Annotated in this window: 15 protein-coding genes and 1 riboswitch; of the genes, 8 read left to right on the top strand and 7 right to left on the bottom strand. The window is 70.0% G+C overall.

Annotation, left to right across the window (positions count from 1 at the left end; genetic code table 11):
* Positions 1-114: 114 nt before the first annotated feature.
* Complete coding sequence (locus tag NQK81_RS39835; protein WP_257485604.1) at positions 115-1,371, top strand: MFS transporter; 1,257 nt, start codon at positions 115-117, stop codon at positions 1,369-1,371.
* 3 nt (positions 1,372-1,374) lie between these two features.
* Here the strand turns inward: NQK81_RS39835 and NQK81_RS39830 are convergent, their stop codons facing one another.
* Positions 1,375-1,794 carry a MarR family winged helix-turn-helix transcriptional regulator gene (locus NQK81_RS39830; RefSeq protein ID WP_257485603.1) on the bottom strand — a complete coding sequence of 140 codons (420 nt, stop codon included), beginning with the start codon at positions 1,792-1,794 and terminating at the stop codon, positions 1,375-1,377.
* Positions 1,795-1,851: 57 nt separating this feature from the next.
* Here NQK81_RS39830 and NQK81_RS39825 point away from each other — a divergent pair, with 57 nt between their 5' ends.
* Positions 1,852-2,349, top strand: a complete 498-nt coding sequence (locus tag NQK81_RS39825; protein WP_257485602.1) for a DUF6790 family protein — start codon at positions 1,852-1,854, stop codon at positions 2,347-2,349.
* 10 nt (positions 2,350-2,359) lie between these two features.
* A complete protein-coding gene (locus NQK81_RS39820; RefSeq protein ID WP_257485601.1) occupies positions 2,360-3,013 on the top strand; it encodes a TMEM175 family protein in 654 nt (217 codons plus the stop codon).
* Here the strand turns inward: NQK81_RS39820 and NQK81_RS39815 are convergent.
* Positions 2,989-3,732: a class I SAM-dependent methyltransferase gene (locus NQK81_RS39815; protein ID WP_257485600.1), complete on the bottom strand. Its 744-nt coding sequence runs from the start codon at positions 3,730-3,732 to the stop codon at positions 2,989-2,991. The genes NQK81_RS39820 and NQK81_RS39815 overlap by 25 nt on opposite strands.
* 40 nt (positions 3,733-3,772) lie before the next feature.
* Positions 3,773-3,899: riboswitch (cobalamin riboswitch) on the top strand.
* Positions 3,900-4,001: 102 nt separating this feature from the next.
* On the opposite strand from NQK81_RS39815, the gene NQK81_RS39810 reads away from it, so the two are divergent.
* From NQK81_RS39810 to NQK81_RS39795, 4 genes are read left to right on the top strand one after another with little or no spacing between them, the layout of a single operon-like run.
* Complete coding sequence (locus NQK81_RS39810; RefSeq protein ID WP_257485599.1) at positions 4,002-5,510, top strand: ABC transporter substrate-binding protein; 1,509 nt, start codon at positions 4,002-4,004, stop codon at positions 5,508-5,510.
* Position 5,511: 1 nt separating this feature from the next.
* Positions 5,512-6,453: an ABC transporter permease gene (locus tag NQK81_RS39805; RefSeq protein WP_257485598.1), complete on the top strand. Its 942-nt coding sequence runs from the start codon at positions 5,512-5,514 to the stop codon at positions 6,451-6,453.
* Complete coding sequence (locus NQK81_RS39800; protein WP_257485597.1) at positions 6,447-7,232, top strand: ABC transporter permease; 786 nt, start codon at positions 6,447-6,449, stop codon at positions 7,230-7,232. The genes NQK81_RS39805 and NQK81_RS39800 overlap by 7 nt, the downstream gene beginning before the upstream one ends.
* Positions 7,229-8,599, top strand: a complete 1,371-nt coding sequence (locus NQK81_RS39795) for an ABC transporter ATP-binding protein (RefSeq protein ID WP_257485596.1) — start codon at positions 7,229-7,231, stop codon at positions 8,597-8,599. The genes NQK81_RS39800 and NQK81_RS39795 overlap by 4 nt, the downstream gene beginning before the upstream one ends.
* 497 nt (positions 8,600-9,096) lie before the next feature.
* Here the strand turns inward: NQK81_RS39795 and NQK81_RS39790 are convergent, their stop codons facing one another.
* Both NQK81_RS39790 and NQK81_RS39785 read right to left on the bottom strand, forming a co-directional pair.
* Positions 9,097-9,510 (bottom strand): hypothetical protein, encoded by a 414-nt coding sequence (locus tag NQK81_RS39790; RefSeq protein ID WP_257485595.1) that lies wholly within the window; start codon positions 9,508-9,510, stop codon positions 9,097-9,099.
* 34 nt (positions 9,511-9,544) lie between these two features.
* Positions 9,545-9,979: a hypothetical protein gene (locus NQK81_RS39785; protein ID WP_257485594.1), complete on the bottom strand. Its 435-nt coding sequence runs from the start codon at positions 9,977-9,979 to the stop codon at positions 9,545-9,547.
* Between the two features lie 48 nt (positions 9,980-10,027).
* Here NQK81_RS39785 and NQK81_RS39780 point away from each other — a divergent pair, with 48 nt between their 5' ends.
* Positions 10,028-10,978 carry an ArsR/SmtB family transcription factor gene (locus tag NQK81_RS39780; RefSeq protein ID WP_257485593.1) on the top strand — a complete coding sequence of 317 codons (951 nt, stop codon included), beginning with the start codon at positions 10,028-10,030 and terminating at the stop codon, positions 10,976-10,978.
* 4 nt (positions 10,979-10,982) lie between these two features.
* Here the strand turns inward: NQK81_RS39780 and NQK81_RS39775 are convergent, their stop codons facing one another.
* The 3 genes from NQK81_RS39775 to NQK81_RS39765 all read right to left on the bottom strand — a co-directional run bounded on the left by NQK81_RS39775 (position 10,983) and on the right by NQK81_RS39765 (position 14,119).
* Positions 10,983-11,318 carry a hypothetical protein gene (locus tag NQK81_RS39775; RefSeq protein WP_257485592.1) on the bottom strand — a complete coding sequence of 112 codons (336 nt, stop codon included), beginning with the start codon at positions 11,316-11,318 and terminating at the stop codon, positions 10,983-10,985.
* Positions 11,319-11,447: 129 nt separating this feature from the next.
* Positions 11,448-13,427: an APC family permease gene (locus NQK81_RS39770; protein ID WP_257485591.1), complete on the bottom strand. Its 1,980-nt coding sequence runs from the start codon at positions 13,425-13,427 to the stop codon at positions 11,448-11,450.
* 143 nt (positions 13,428-13,570) lie between these two features.
* Positions 13,571-14,119 (bottom strand): PadR family transcriptional regulator, encoded by a 549-nt coding sequence (locus NQK81_RS39765; protein ID WP_257485590.1) that lies wholly within the window; start codon positions 14,117-14,119, stop codon positions 13,571-13,573.
* Between the last annotated feature and the right edge of the window lie 18 nt (positions 14,120-14,137).

Below are 14,137 nucleotides of genomic sequence, written 5' to 3'. Positions count from 1 at the left end.
CCGCGTGATGACCACTGTGGACACCCGCCGCGAATGCTTTCGTCCCGGCCGGGCACGAGTTCCAGCGAGGGGTGTCGCGAAAGCCACTCGCCACGGCCAGAACAGGAGAACTTCATGAGCGCCACCCGGGCAGGCTCCGTGCACTGGACGGTCGTCGTCCTCTGTTTCCTGGCGATTCTCCTGGACGGCTTCGACACCGCCGCGCTTTCGCTCGCGATCCCCACGATGGCCGCCGAATGGGCGGTCACGCCTGCCGCGTTCACCCTCGCCGTCGTGCTGACCAACATCGGCGTGGTGTTCGGTTACCTGTCGGCGGGATACCTCGGCGCGCGGATACCGGGACGGCGGCTGGTGATCGGGGCCGTCGTGCTCTTCGGGGTGGCCACCATCGCGACGGCGGCCACCCTGCCCCTGGAGTCGATCGCGCTGCTTTCGGCGACCCGCCTGGTCACCGGGATCGGGCTCGGCGTGGTGGTGCCCGCGGCCGTCGGCCTGGCCACGAAACACAGCGCCGAGAACCGCCGGGAGCAGGTATCCATTGCGGTGGCCCTCGGTCTCGGGGCGGGCGCCGGACTCGGCGGGCTTCTCGGCGGGCGCCTGCTGAACCTCGTGGGCAGCGACGGCGTCTTCTACGTCGCGGGGATCGTCCCGCTGCTCTTCGCCGCCGTGCTGGCGTGGCTGCTGCCCGCCGAGGGGACCGCGGTCACGGCGACCGTCGGCGACAAGAGCGACGCGAAGATCGGCAGGCTCTTCGACCCGGGCCTGCGCCTGCCCACCACGCTGATCTGGGCCTTCTCCTTCCTCGTCTTCATCACCTCCTACGTCCTGATCTCGTGGATCCCCACCTTGCTCACCGGATACGGCTTCAGCCCGTCCAAGGCTCCGCTCGGTCTCGCGTTCCTCACCCTCGGCGGCATCATCGGCGGCCTGGCGTTGCTGCCGCTCGCCGGACGCCTGGGGATCGCCCGCGCGATGATCCTGATGCCCGCCATCGGCGGGGTGTTCATGATCATCGCCGCGAAGGCGTCCCTCGGCGACACCGCGTTGCTCCTGTGCCTCGCCGGTGCGGGGGTCGGCGTGGTGTCGGCGCAGCTCGGCCAGCTGGCCCTCGCGGTCGCGACCTATCCGCCCGGCCCCCGGACCACCGGCGTGGGCTGGGCGGCCGCGCTGGGACGGCTCGGTTCCATCGTCGGGCCGGGGATCGCGGGCGTCCTCATCGGGCAGGCGCTGGCGACGCGGGACATCGTCGTGGCGGCCACGGTGCCGCTCCTCTTCGCGATCGTGTGCGCGGTCATGCTGTCTCGGGTGAAGGCGAAAGCACGCGTCCTGCCGGCCGCGGAAACCCCGCTGGTGCTGGAAAAAGCCCGGTAAGGCTCAGTCGGCCGCGAGGATTTCGGCCAGCCGGACGGTGTCCTGGAGATAGCGCTCGTACGGAAAGCCCGCCGCGATGAGCCCTTCGCGCAACTCGTCGTAAAGCGGCTTTCCCGCGGCGTGGAAGGCTTTCCGGCCGGGATCGGTGAGCCGGACCAGCCGTCGGCGCGCGTGCTCGGGATCGACGGTGATCCGCACCAGACCGTCCGCTTCGAGTCGCCGCAGGGCCCGGCTGATCGCCGGGTCGGAGACCGACAGCGCCTGGGCGAGCCGGTGCTGCGTCGCCGGCTCGATCTCCTCGAGCGTGCCCAGAAGCCGTATCTGGCTGTACGTCAAACCGTCTGGGTCGTCGGCGCGCCGACGGGCGGCTTCGCCCATCAGCATGACCACCCGGTGCAGCAGGTCCGCGAGTCCGTCGTCCACGGAGCCACCCTATCATCAGTGTTGACGGGTTAATATTAACTAGGTAAGACTGAAGGCATGAACTACTTCACCCAATCCGCCTTCCCCCTGGTCTGGGTCGTCGTGCCCGCCGCCGGAGCCTTCCTCCGCGCCCGCCACGCGACGTCGTCTCAGGAGCGGCTCGAAATCTGGCAGCGCTGGTGGGCCATCGGCGCCTTCGGCTGCGGCAGCCTGTGGATGACGGTCGCCTTCCTCGCCTTCCCGGACGTCATGGCCACGGCGATCGGCTTCGAGCGGACGCCGTTCATGTTCGAGATCGCCTTCGCCAACCTCGCGCTGGCCGTCCTGGGCTTCCGGGCCGCCTCGGCCTCCGCGCGCGAACGCCTCACCATCGGCATCGCCGGCGGGATGTTCCTCTGGGGAGCCGCGATCGGCCACGTCTACCAATGGTTCGCCAACGGTGACCACGCCCCCGGCAACACCGGCGGAGTGCTCGTCACCGACGTCCTGCTCCCGGCGGTCATGATCGTCCTGGCCCTGCGATCGCGGCGCCTCACCGCGAAGATCGCCGCCTGAGGCACTCACCATGACGACACAGACCGGCCACGCGATCGGAAAGGCCGCCACCGAGCGGCTCGGCATCTTCGCCGACGCGGTGATCGCGATCGCGCTCACCCTGCTGGCGCTGGATCTCCCGATCCCCCACGGCGACACCACCGGCGCCATGCTGAGCTCGATCTCGGCCCACGGCAAGGAATACATCGCCTTCGCGCTCAGCTTCGTGGTGATCTCCGCGCACTGGCGAGCGCACCACGAGATCTTCCCCTACGTCCGCGCACTGAACGGGCGCCTGATCAGCCTCACCCTGGCTTGGCTGTTCATGCAGGTCCTGATGCCGTTCGCGACGCGGGTCATCACCGCCGAGGGCGCCTTCCCGCTCCGGTTCAGCGTGTACGCGATGGTGCAGGTCCTGGCCTCGGCGTCGTTCGCGCTGATCATCCGGGAGATCCGGCGCGGACACCTGTACGGGACCGGCGGGCCGCCGAAGGTGTTCGCCCAAAGCCTGACTCGCAGCGTCTGCCTGGCCGCGGTGTTCGGGATCTCCGTACCCGTCTCGTTCCTGACTAACGACACCGCCGCCTACCTGTGCTGGCTCGCGGCGCCTGTCGTGCTCGCCGTCGCCCGCCGCGTGCAGGACCGACGGCCGGATCGGCGTCAGCGCAAGGCCGTCAGGACGTAGTCGTCGCCGAACTGCCACACCGGGGCCACTTCGGCGAAGCCCGCTTCCCGGAGCAGCCTGGTGTGTTCCTGCGGGCTCAACCGGTTGCCGTAGCCGGTCGAAATGCCGCGCAGCTCGTCGGCCGTGAACCGCTCACGCAGCGCGGGATCGGCGGCGACCGCGGCCCACCATACCTTCCATTCCTCGTTGGCGCCGACCCCGGCACGCTCCGCCCGCCGGTTCTTGACCACCTCGGCGAGTTCGCGGATGGCAGGCTGTTCGTCGTAGAAGTGATCACCGTTGACGAGCGCTCCGCCCGCCCTCAGCGCTCCGGCGAGGTCACGGTAGACCTCGGCGAGCCGCTCGGGACGCAGCCAGTGCAACGCGGTCGTCGAGACCGCGGCGTCGACCGGCCCCCACTTCAGCCAGCCGCTCTGGGCGAGGTCCGCCTGGAGGTACTCGATTTCCGCCCCCGGCGGCCGGGTGGCCCTGGCGAGCGCGAGCAGGAAGGGGTCGTTGTCGACGCCGACGATCCGTGCCCGCGGGAGCCGCCCGGCGAGCCTCGTGGCCAGCGATCCCGGTCCGCAGCCGAGGTCCAGCACCAGCGGCTCGGCGACGCCACGGCATACGTGCTCGACGACGTCGATCAGCACGGCGAAGCGTTCTTCGCGGTCGGCGATGTAGCGTTCCTGCTGGATGTCCCACCGGCGTACCCAGTCCGCCGCGAACTTCTCGTCCACCGGCCTCCCCTTCGTGATCTTGATCCTGTGTAGCACATCCCGGTCATGGGTTACCGTGGGCGCCACAACGCAAGAAGGTGCCCGTCGGGGGAAGCCGGTGTGAATCCGGCGCTGACCCGCAACCGTGATCGGCCTGGGAGGACTCCCGGTGCCGAGAGCCGGACTGCCCGCCGGGTACCGCCAGCCCCAACTGTCGTGGAGTACGGAGCGGGGTCCCGTTCACGTGCGGCCGCGCGCCCGGGACAGTGCTCGATGTCCCGGAGGTTCCTATGACGCGTCATCCGCTCACCCGCCGGCGGCTCCTCGCCCTGGCCGCTCTCACGCCGTTGGCCGCGTGCGGGACCGCGCCGGCGGACACAGGCCGGTTGAGGGTCGCGTTCGCGGCGGGCGGCTCGAAGGAGACGCTGGACCCGGCGCAGGTCTCCCTTTTCGTCGACCAGGCGCGGGCCAAGGCGCTCTTCGACACGCTGGTCGCCTACAACGCCGACACCTCGTTGCGGCCGCGGCTCGCGGAGTCCTGGGAGAGCGACGATTCCGGCACGCGCTGGCGGATCCGGCTGCGGCGGGCGGCCTTCCACGACGGCCGTCCGGTCACGGCGGACGACGTGCTCTACACCTTCCGGCGGATCGCCGATCCCGCACTGGCCTCCTCGTCACGGCAGTACTTCGCGAAGGTTGATTTCGGCCGCAGCAAAGCGGTGTCCCCCAACGAAATCGAGCTGGTCCTGACCGCTCCCGACTTCGAGTTCCCGTCGGGCTGGGGCGCTCCGGGCGCAGAGATCGTGCCCGCCGGTACGACGGACTTCACGGCGCCGGTCGGCTCCGGCCCGTTCCGGTTCGTCTCGTTCACCCCTGGCGGCCCGGCGGTGTTCCGCAGGAACGAGTCCCATTGGGACGGTGCGCCGAACGTCGGCGAACTGGAATTCGTCCCGGTCAACGAGGAAGCCGCGCGCGTCAACGCCTTGCTGTCCGGGCAGGTCGACTACGCCCACGATCTCGCGGCCGGAACCGCGGCCCGGTTGGCCGGTGACGCGCGCGTCTCGCTGCTCGAAGCCAAGGGAACGACGATGCAGGGCATGATCCTGCGCGTGACGCAGCCGCCGTTCGCCGACCCGAGGCTGGTCCGCGCCGTACTGTCCGGAGTGGACAGAGAGGCGCTGAACCGCGTCGCACTGGCCGGGCGCGGCGAGATCGGCAACGACCTGTTCGGCAAGGGACTCCGCGGGTACGCCGCCGGTATCCCCCAGCGCGGGCGCGATGTGGAACTGGCCCGCTCGCTCGTCCGGGAGGCGGGCGCGGAGGGGCTGGCCTTCGCCGTCGAAACCAGCGACGTCGACCCGGGTTTCGCCACCGCGGCCACGCTGATTTCCCGGCAACTCGGGGAAATCGGGCTGAAGGTCACGCCGAACACGCGCGCGTCGAGCACCTATTTCAGCGAGATCAAGACCAAGGGCGTCGCCGCGCTGACCCGCACGGCCACCCTGCCGGTGCCGACGTTCCTCAACCAGCGCTTCCGGACCGGCGGTTCGAACAACGTCAACGGCTTCGCCTCGCCGGAGTTCGACGCCCTCATGGACCGGGCGGCGGCCACCGCGGACGAAGGTGCCCGGCTGGCGCTGTTCGGTGACGCGCAGCGGATCGTGCACGCGTCCGGAGGCCTGCTCGCCTGGGGGTTCAGCACCTGGACGATCGGTGTGTCGAAGCGGGTTTCCGGACTGGTGACCGCGCCGCCGAACACCTTCGACTGGGCGAGGTTCGACCGCGCCCGGCTGTCCTGACGTGCCGGGTTACACCGCCCGGCGGCTGGGTTTCGCGGTACTGCAGGCGATGTTCGTGCTGGTCGCGACGTTCGCCGTGACCGCGTTGCTTCCCGGCGACGCGGCGTCGGTCGTGCTCGGCGAGCAGGCCACCGACGAGCAGGTGGCGACCGTGCGCCACCGGCTCGGCCTCGACCAGCCGGTCCTCGACCGGTTCGGGCACTGGATTTCGGGTTTGGTGAGCGGGGATCTCGGCCGGTCGCTCGTGACCGGTGCCCCGGTGACCGACGAGATCACCCGGCGTTTCGCCGCCACGGCCGTGCTCGCCGGGGTGACCCTGCTCGTGCTCGTACCGCTCGCGCTGGCCATCGGGGTGGCCTGCGGGCTGCGCGAAGGATCACGGACCGACCGGGTGCTCACCTCGGTCACGCTGTTCCTGCACGCCATCCCCGAGTTCGTCCTCGGTCTGCTGCTGGTCGCCGGATTCGCCGTCTACACCGGGTTGCTCCCGGCGACCGCGGCCGGAACGGACCTGACCGCACGCCCCGAAGTCCTCGTCCTGCCGGTGATCGTGCTGGTCGCCCGGCAGCTGTGCGACGTCGCCCGGCAACTCCGGATCGGGATCGCCGAACAGACCCGGGGCCAGGTGGCCGGGCACCTGCGCCTGCTGGGCCTGCCCGAACGCACCGTGGTGCTGCGGCATCTTTTGCCCGCCGCCGCGGCGCCCGCCGTGCAGCAACTCGCCCGCGCCGTCGAAGGCCTGCTGACCGGCACGGTGATCGTCGAGTCCCTGTTCGCGATCACCGGGCTCGGCACGGGTTTCGTCGAGGCCGTGCAGAACCGGGACATCCCGCAGGTGCAGGGCTACGTGCTGCTGTTCGCCGGGGTGGTCGTGCTCGGGAACCTCGTCGCGGACCTCGTGGCGCATCGGCTCACGCCGCAGCGGGAGCGTGCCACGTGGTGAAACGGATGCTGGGCTGGTCCCTCCTCGCGGTACCGCTGGCGCTCGCGATGGCCGGGCCGGTGATCGCGGGCCCTGTGGAATCGGTCGGGGCGCCGTGGCAGACACCCGACGGCACCCATCCGCTGGGCACCGACGTCCTCGGCCGTGACGCGCTCACGGTGATCCTCGCGGGCGGCTTTCCCGTGATCGGCATGACGGCCGCCGCGCTCGGGCTCGCCTATCTGATCGGGGTGCCGCTCGGTCTGGTCGCGGCCGGGCGCGGACGCCTGGCCGACGAAACCGTGATGCGATCCCTCGATCTCGTGCTGGCCTTCCCCTCGCTGCTGGTGCTCATGGTGCTCGCCGCGACCGGGCACCGGGGGCCGGGCGTGCTCATTCCCGTCGTCGCCGTGCTCCAGCTGCCCGCGATCACCCGCGTGGTGCGGGCCGCGGCGCTGGCGCCCGGCTGCCGGACCGCCGTGGAAGCCCTTACCCTGCAAGGACAACTGTGGTGGCGGATCCAGCTCGGGTACGTCGCCCGGCACCTCGCCGGCCCCGTCGCGACCGACGCCGGCACCCGTCTCGGCGTGGTGCTCTACCTGCTGGCGTCGGCGAACTTCCTCGGTCTCGGCCTGCCGGCCGACTCCCCGGACTGGGCCGTGGTCATCGAACGCAACAGCGAAGCGCTCTACACCTCGCCCGCGGTGGTCCTCGTGCCCGCCGCGCTGCTGATGGCGTTGTGCGTCGGCACGAACCTCGTCGCCGACCGGCTGCTCGCCGCCAGGCGGGTGATCCCGTGACCGTCCTGGAGATCAGCGGGCTGTCCGCCCGCGCCGGGGAAACCGTTCTGCTCGACGACGTCTCACTGTCCCTCGAACCGGGCCGGGTACTCGTCGTACTCGGCGCGTCCGGCACGGGAAAGACCACCTTGGGGCTCGCCGCGACCGGACAGGCTCGCCCGGGGATCACGCTGTCCGGGTCGGTGATGCTGGCGGGATCCCCGCTGCTGGGCCGGACCGCTTCCGAACTGCGGCGGGCGCGGGCAGGCGTCATCGGCCACCTGCCGCAGCAGCCGTCGGCGGTACTGGACCCGGTCCGCCGCTGCGGGCCCGTGCTGGCCGAACTCGCCGCCCTCCGCCACCACGGCCGTACCGCCCGGCTGGCGGCGGCCCGCACCGCGCTGGCGGAATCGGGGCTCGAACAGGCGTTGTGGCGGCGGTTCCCGCACCAGTTGTCCGGCGGACAGCAGCAGCGCATGGCGCTGGCCACCACCCTCGTGAACCGACCCCGGGTGCTGGTCCTCGACGAGCCGACCAGTGGTCTCGACGCGGCGAACAGGGCCGTGCTCACCGACCGGCTCGCGGAGCTTTCCCGGGCCGGGACGGCGTTGCTGATCCTGACCCACGACCTCACGCTGGCCCGCGCCCTGGACGGCGACGTCGCCGAACTCCGCGACCACCGCTTGGTGCCGTCCCCGACGCTCCCCGACCCCGTGCGTTTCGAAGGCCCGCCGCCCCCTTCGCTGTCTTCGCCGGTGCTCGTCGTTCGCGGACTCACCGTGCGCGCCGGGCGGACGACGCTCGTCGAGGACTTCGACCTGGAGCTGGCGGCCGGCAGCCGGACCACGCTCACCGGCGTCTCGGGCGCGGGCAAGACGACACTCGCCCGCGCGCTCGCCGGTTTGACTCCACCGAGCGCCGGCACGATCGAGATCGACGGTGTCCGGCTTCCCCGCCTCGCCCGTCGTCGCACCCGCGCGCAACTGCGTGCGATCCAATACGTCCATCAGGACAGCCGCGCGTCCTTCGACGAATTCCGCGACGTGCTCGACCAGGTGGCCGACACCGCCCGCCTCCTTCGCGGCCTCAGCCGCGCGGACGCCCGGCTCGAAGCGACGGAAACCCTGCGCTGCCTCGGAATCGACGCGGCCGACCGGCGGCCCGGCCAGCTCTCCGGTGGCCAGCTCCAGCGCTGTGCCGTGGCCCGGGCGCTCCTCGCCCACCCCACGGTGCTGATCTGCGACGAGGTGACCTCGGCGCTCGACGCGGCGAACCGTGCGCGGCTGCTGGATTTCCTCGCCGCCGAGGCGACGCGGCGCGGGACGGCGCTGCTCATGATCAGCCATGAGGACGTCTCGGCTCCGTTCGCGATCACGATGCCTGAGTGACCTACTGTCCACAGGGGACAGTTTCGGGGCGCGTTTGGTTTTACGGGGGCGGGACCCTGACGCTCGTGTCGCGAAAGCCACTTTCGGGACACCAGACGTCGCGAAAGTGGCTTTCGCGACACCCGCCCGAGCAGCGCGCCACGACCGGACCCCACCCAGCCATCCACCGACGTTGCGAAAGCCACTTTCCCAACACCCAACGTTGCGAAAGTGGCTTTCGCAACACGCCACCTCTGCAACACCGAAGCCTCACACCACCAACCGGCCCACCCGACCGGCACGCGTGTCGCGAAAGCCACTTTCGGGACACCAGACGTCGCGAAAGTGGCTTTCGCGACACCCGCCCGAGCAGCGCGCCACGACCGGACCCCACCCAGCCATCCGCCGACGTTGCGAAAGCCACTTTCCCAACACCCAACGTTGCGAAAGTGGCTTTCGCAACACGCCACCTCGACCTCAAGCCCCGAGAACCGTCCTCTGTGGACACAAGGACCAGCTCAGCAATATCCCTGAACCTTCTCCCGACGCGACCGGAAAGCCCAGCCGAAGAGGCCCGGAAACGACCACCCACCACCAGGCCATTCGACTCCCGCCGGCCGCCAGCCGAGCAAGGTCCTCCTGAAGACCACCTCGACCTCCCCATCGGCCAGCGCCCGCGCGAACGCCGCGAACTCTTCGTCGTCTTCCGGCGAATCCACTTCGAACGCGTCCAGATCGTCAAGGAACAGGTCCCCGGTGCTTCCGGTCATGCGCAGCAGCAGGCGCGGCGCACCGGGGACGGCAGGCTCGACCCGGACGACCGTCTCGTCGTCATCGTGTTCGACGCTGAGCGAGACCGCTCCGCTTTCGATCAGCCGTCGGTACGCGGCTTCGAGTGAATCCACGAACCGGTCGGCTGAGGGCAGGCTCATCGTCGTCCTTCGGTCGCGCGGTAGCGGGACGAGTCTACGCTTCGGGGTTGTACTGCCAGCCGCTCCGATAACAGGTGTCCCAGCCCGCGTCGTCCACGCAGACCACGACGCGGACCCGGGTGAGCTTCGTTCCCGAGCTGTACCAAAGGTTGCTCCAGGTGGTCGTGGTGCCACATCCGCTCTGGTTCCAGCGGTACGGCGTCGGGTCGATGGTCCCCATGCCCAGGTCGGCCTCGAAGTGCACGTAGACCGGATTGCCGTCGCATTTCGTGTCCCGCACGGCCATGTTGATGCTCTTCATCCCGCTGAGCGTCCAGGTCCAGTTGGCCGATCCGTAGACCTCGCTCCCGGATCCGGTGGCCGCGCCCGTCGCCGCCGACGCGGTGCCCGTGAACGCCAGCGTCGCCGCCGACGCCACCACGGCCGCCGTCGCCACCCGCCGCAGGTTCCTGCTCAGAAAACGCTTCATGGTCCCCTCCGATGTGATAAATGAATGACGACTCCAGGGGGAGGCGTCATGCTTCGTATTCACTTCACCGACCGTGACCTGGCCCGTGTCCGTGTCGCGGCCGCGCCGGATCCGCTGTGGGAAACGGTTCTGGCCATGCAGAAACTCACGCTCGACGGCATTCCCGCCTTCGCGCGCTGGCGGCGCCGGGTGCGGGAAGGGCTGCGGGAACGCGACACCCGGACGGCGGTGCGTTTCCTGCAGACGATCGCGCCACCGGCCCGCTACTTCCCGGACTTCCTCACCCCCGACGAGTCCGAGGGCGGGCTGAAGGCCGGGCTGGCGGCACTCCGCGGAACCCCGGCGGACCGGCTCGGGCGCGAAGTCGGGCTGATGGCACAGCACCGCCGCCTGCCCAGTTGGACACACGGACTCGCGGCGGGCACGGCGCTCGATCAGGTCGCCGAAGCGTTGCGGATCGCCCACGACACCCTGGTCGCTCCACAGTGGACTACCGTCCGCACCCAGGTCGACACCGACCGGGCCGTACGGTCACGCCTCGCCGGCGAGAGCGGTGCCCTCGGCCTGCTCGAGTCGCTCCGCCCGGCCTTCCGCTGGGAGGCGCCGGTCCTGACCGTGCGCTACCCCATCGACCGCGATCTCCACCTTCGCGGACGCGGCATCCGGCTCGTCCCGTCTTACTTCTGCTGGGACACCCCGGTCGCCCTCGCCGACGACGGCCTTCCACCGGTCCTCGTCTTCCCGGTGTCCCACGAGCACGAGCCGGCTCCCCTGCCGAAACACCTCGCCACCCTGCTCGGCCGGACCCGCGCCGCCGTCCTGTACGCGGTCGCGGGCTGCCCCACCAGCGGCGAACTCGCCGACCGGCTCGGCATTTCGGCGGCCGCGGTTTCGCGGCACACCACGGTGCTCCGCGACGCCGGGCTCATCACCAGCCGACGCCACGGAGCCGTGGTGCTGCACAATCTCACGCCTGTGGGCGCCGCGCTGCTGGGCTGAGCCGTCAGCGCACGATCCGCCACGGCGTGCAGCTGTCGTCTCCCGCGTCGTCCTCGCAGAGCCGGAACGACGTCACATCCGGGATCGTGGCGTGACCACAGCCGATCTTCGAACCGTTGTTGTCGCGAAGAGTCAGAAAACCGATCTTCTGCCTGTACTGGGCGTAGACGCCGTTGCCGTCCTGCTCCTCGTCGCAGACCTCGGCGAAATCGCGGGTGGTCTCGTACTGCGCGTAATCGTGTCCCTGTTTGATGAGGTAACCGGCCGCCTCCGCGGTCGAGGTCCCCAGCACCAGCGCGGAGATCATCGCGCCACCGACGAGCATCACTTTTCGGATCATCGTTCCCCTCCCCTTTTGTGCCCTCCCCTGGGCACGGGAACAGCCTGCCGCCTCTCCCCACCGGACGACGACACTTTTGCGCCAGAGTGGAAAACCGCAGGCAGGGCGCCCCGCGCCACCCGACTCCGGTCAGCCGACGTGGATTCCCGGGCGAAGCGCCGGATCGCGTTCGCTGGTGCGGATGATCTCCCGGACGACCGGGGCGGTGTCGCCCCGGCCGAGGATCAGGTAGCGGAACAGGTGCCCGAGTGGATTACCCTCGCTCCACTCGAAATGGCATTGGGGCCGCACGCCGGTGGCGTCGCGCAGCGCGAGCAGGACAGCCGCGATGGCGTTCGGCGCGGCCGGGCTTTCCACCCGCAGGACACGGAATCCCTCGATCTCGACACCGCGGACCTTCAGCACGTCGCTGAAGCCGGACGGGTCGATGACGTCGATTTCGAGGAACAGGACGTCGGCGGCGCCCGGTACCGGGTTCAGGCCGCGCTGTTCGGCTTCCTTCGCCCGGTATTCGTCGGCGTCCCCGGCCTGGCGCCGGTTCGCGATGATGGTGAGCGCGCCGTCGTGCGCGATCGACTCGGTGACGAACCGGCGCGCGGGCTCGTCGAACTCGATGTGGTCGACCCGCAGTTCCGTGGTGCGGGTGACCCGCGACACCAGCGACACCACGATGATCCCGAGGATGAAGAACGCGGAGATGGTGAGGCCGTCGGGTTTCTCGATGACGTTCTCCACCAAGGCGTAGATCAGGATCAGGGTCAGCACGGCGAACGCGATCGCCGCCTTCCGCTGCCGTTTCTTCGCCGCGGAGATAGCCACCGCGATCGACGCCGACACCATCATCGCGAGGATCCCGGTGGCGTACGCCCCGGCCTGGGCGTTGACGTCGGCGTTGAAGATGATCGTGACCAGGACGCAGATCGCGGTGTAGACCAGCACCACCGGCCGGACGGCGCGGGCCCAGTCCGGCGCCATCCCGTAGGCGGGCAGGTAGCGCGGAACGATGTTGATCAGCCCGGCCATCGCCGACGCCCCGGCGAACCACAGGATCAGGATGCTGCTGATGTCGTACGCCGTGCCGACCCACTCGCCCAGCAACTCGTGCGCGAGGTACGCCAGCGCCCGGCCGTTGGCCTCACCACCCGGTTTGAACGCGTCGGGCGGGATCAGGACCGTGGTGACGAAACTGGTCGCGATCAGGTACACCGACATGATCAGCGCGGCGGCGGTGAGCAGTTTGCGGGTGTTGCGGATCCGGTCCGCCAGTTTCCGTTCGGCGTTCTCGCCCTTGGCCGCCACCAGCGGCATCATGCTCACACCGGTCTCGAAACCCGACAAACCGAGTACCAGCAGGGGAAACGCGAGGATCGCCGGGCCGATGACGCCGCCGAACCCGCCTCCACCGGAGGTGAGCGCGTCCAGCCAGCGGTCGAACGCGGCGGGATCCGCGATCACCTCGCCGATCCCGGCGACCACGACCACCGCGTTGAGCAGCAGGAAGATCGCGACCAGCGGGATCGCGACCCCGACCGCCTCGCTGAACCCGAGCAGGAACACCCCGCCGAGGATCAGCAGCAGGACGACCGTGATCAGCACCTCGTGCCCGTGCAGGAACGACGGCGCGATCGGGTTCTCCAGCGCGTGCACGGTGGCGTCCGCCGACGACAGGGTGATCGTGATGATCCACGACGTGGCGACGAAACCCAGTAGTACCAGGACGAAGATCTTGCCGCGCCAGAACGGCAGCAGATTCTCCAGCATCGCGACCGAACCCTGACCGTGCGGGCTCTCCTTCGCCACCCGCCGGTACATCGGCAGCATGCCCAGCAGCGTCAGCGCCACGATCAGCAACGTCGCCAGCGGCGACAACGCGCCCGCCGCCAGCGCGGCGATCCCGGGCAGGTACGACAACGTGGAGAAGTAGTCCACGCCGGTGAGACACATGACCTTCCACCACGACTGCGGCGTGGCGTGCTCTTCATGGCTCTCCGGCCCCACCGGCTGAACCCGGTGCTCCATCAGCCACTGGCCGACCTTCCCCGACGGCGCCGCCTGCCGGACCGGGCTCTCCACCCGCTCCGGCACAGCATGCTCCGGTACCTCGGTCATTCCGTGCCCTCCCCGATCGCACACCCGGCTGGCCACCTGACCCGTGGTGGCCGCACACCGACGCGGACACTAACGATCCGGCGCTAAGAATCCCGGCCCCGACCGTAAAGAAAACGTAAGTGTCGTAAAGGCGCGCCTCCGCCCTAGGCCTCGCCCGCCATCCGGTAGGCGCCGTCCTCCAGGCGCCGGATCAGCCGATCGGTCCATTCGACGCGGTGCGCGGCGGTGTGCAGCCACAGCCCCACGACCTCGCCGACCGGGCCCCAGTCGTCGAGGTCGGCGCCCGGCGGCAGATGCGCGGTGATGCTCGCCTGCCACTGCCGCATGGCCTCGGCGCGTTGCCGGAGCAGCTCGATCGCCTCGGCGCGGGTCAGGTCCTCGATGAGACCCACCGCGGCGGCGAGCATGTCCAGCCGAGGCTCGCGACTGCCGAGTGCCTTGCGGAGCAAGGTGAAGTAGCTCTGTTCGCCCTTCGCGGTGATCTCGTATTCCATCCGCGGCGGCCCGCCCGCCTCGCTGGGAACCGTCTCGTGGAGAACGAGCAAGTCCTGTCCGGTCATGGCCTTGAGCGCGTGATACACCGAACCGGAGGTCGCCGTGGACCATTCGTGCGCGCCCCACGACTCCAGGTCGGAGCGAACCTGGTAGCCGTGGGCGCGGCCACGGCGCCGGACCGCGCCCAGAACCAGCATGCGAACCGTCGACACGTG

This window comes from Amycolatopsis roodepoortensis, assembly GCF_024628825.1.
In the GTDB taxonomy this organism is placed as follows: domain Bacteria; phylum Actinomycetota; class Actinomycetes; order Mycobacteriales; family Pseudonocardiaceae; genus Amycolatopsis; species Amycolatopsis roodepoortensis.
The sequence above is the reverse complement of the archived record's forward strand: the minus strand, read 5'-3'. Positions and strand labels throughout refer to the sequence as shown.

Excerpts from the sequence above, each read along its gene's own strand:
- NQK81_RS39835 (WP_257485604.1), top strand. The coding sequence starts at position 115 with ATGAGCGCCACCCGGGCAGGCTCCGTGCACTGGACGGTCGTCGTCCTC.
- NQK81_RS39825 (WP_257485602.1), top strand. The coding sequence starts at position 1,852 with ATGAACTACTTCACCCAATCCGCCTTCCCCCTGGTCTGGGTCGTCGTG.
- NQK81_RS39820 (WP_257485601.1), top strand. The coding sequence starts at position 2,360 with ATGACGACACAGACCGGCCACGCGATCGGAAAGGCCGCCACCGAGCGG.
- NQK81_RS39810 (WP_257485599.1), top strand. The coding sequence starts at position 4,002 with ATGACGCGTCATCCGCTCACCCGCCGGCGGCTCCTCGCCCTGGCCGCT.
- NQK81_RS39790 (WP_257485595.1), bottom strand. The coding sequence starts at position 9,510 with ATGAGCCTGCCCTCAGCCGACCGGTTCGTGGATTCACTCGAAGCCGCG.
- NQK81_RS39785 (WP_257485594.1), bottom strand. The coding sequence starts at position 9,979 with ATGAAGCGTTTTCTGAGCAGGAACCTGCGGCGGGTGGCGACGGCGGCC.
- NQK81_RS39780 (WP_257485593.1), top strand. The coding sequence starts at position 10,028 with ATGCTTCGTATTCACTTCACCGACCGTGACCTGGCCCGTGTCCGTGTC.
- NQK81_RS39775 (WP_257485592.1), bottom strand. The coding sequence starts at position 11,318 with ATGATCCGAAAAGTGATGCTCGTCGGTGGCGCGATGATCTCCGCGCTG.
- NQK81_RS39770 (WP_257485591.1), bottom strand. The coding sequence starts at position 13,427 with ATGACCGAGGTACCGGAGCATGCTGTGCCGGAGCGGGTGGAGAGCCCG.
- NQK81_RS39765 (WP_257485590.1), bottom strand. The coding sequence starts at position 14,119 with ATGCTGGTTCTGGGCGCGGTCCGGCGCCGTGGCCGCGCCCACGGCTAC.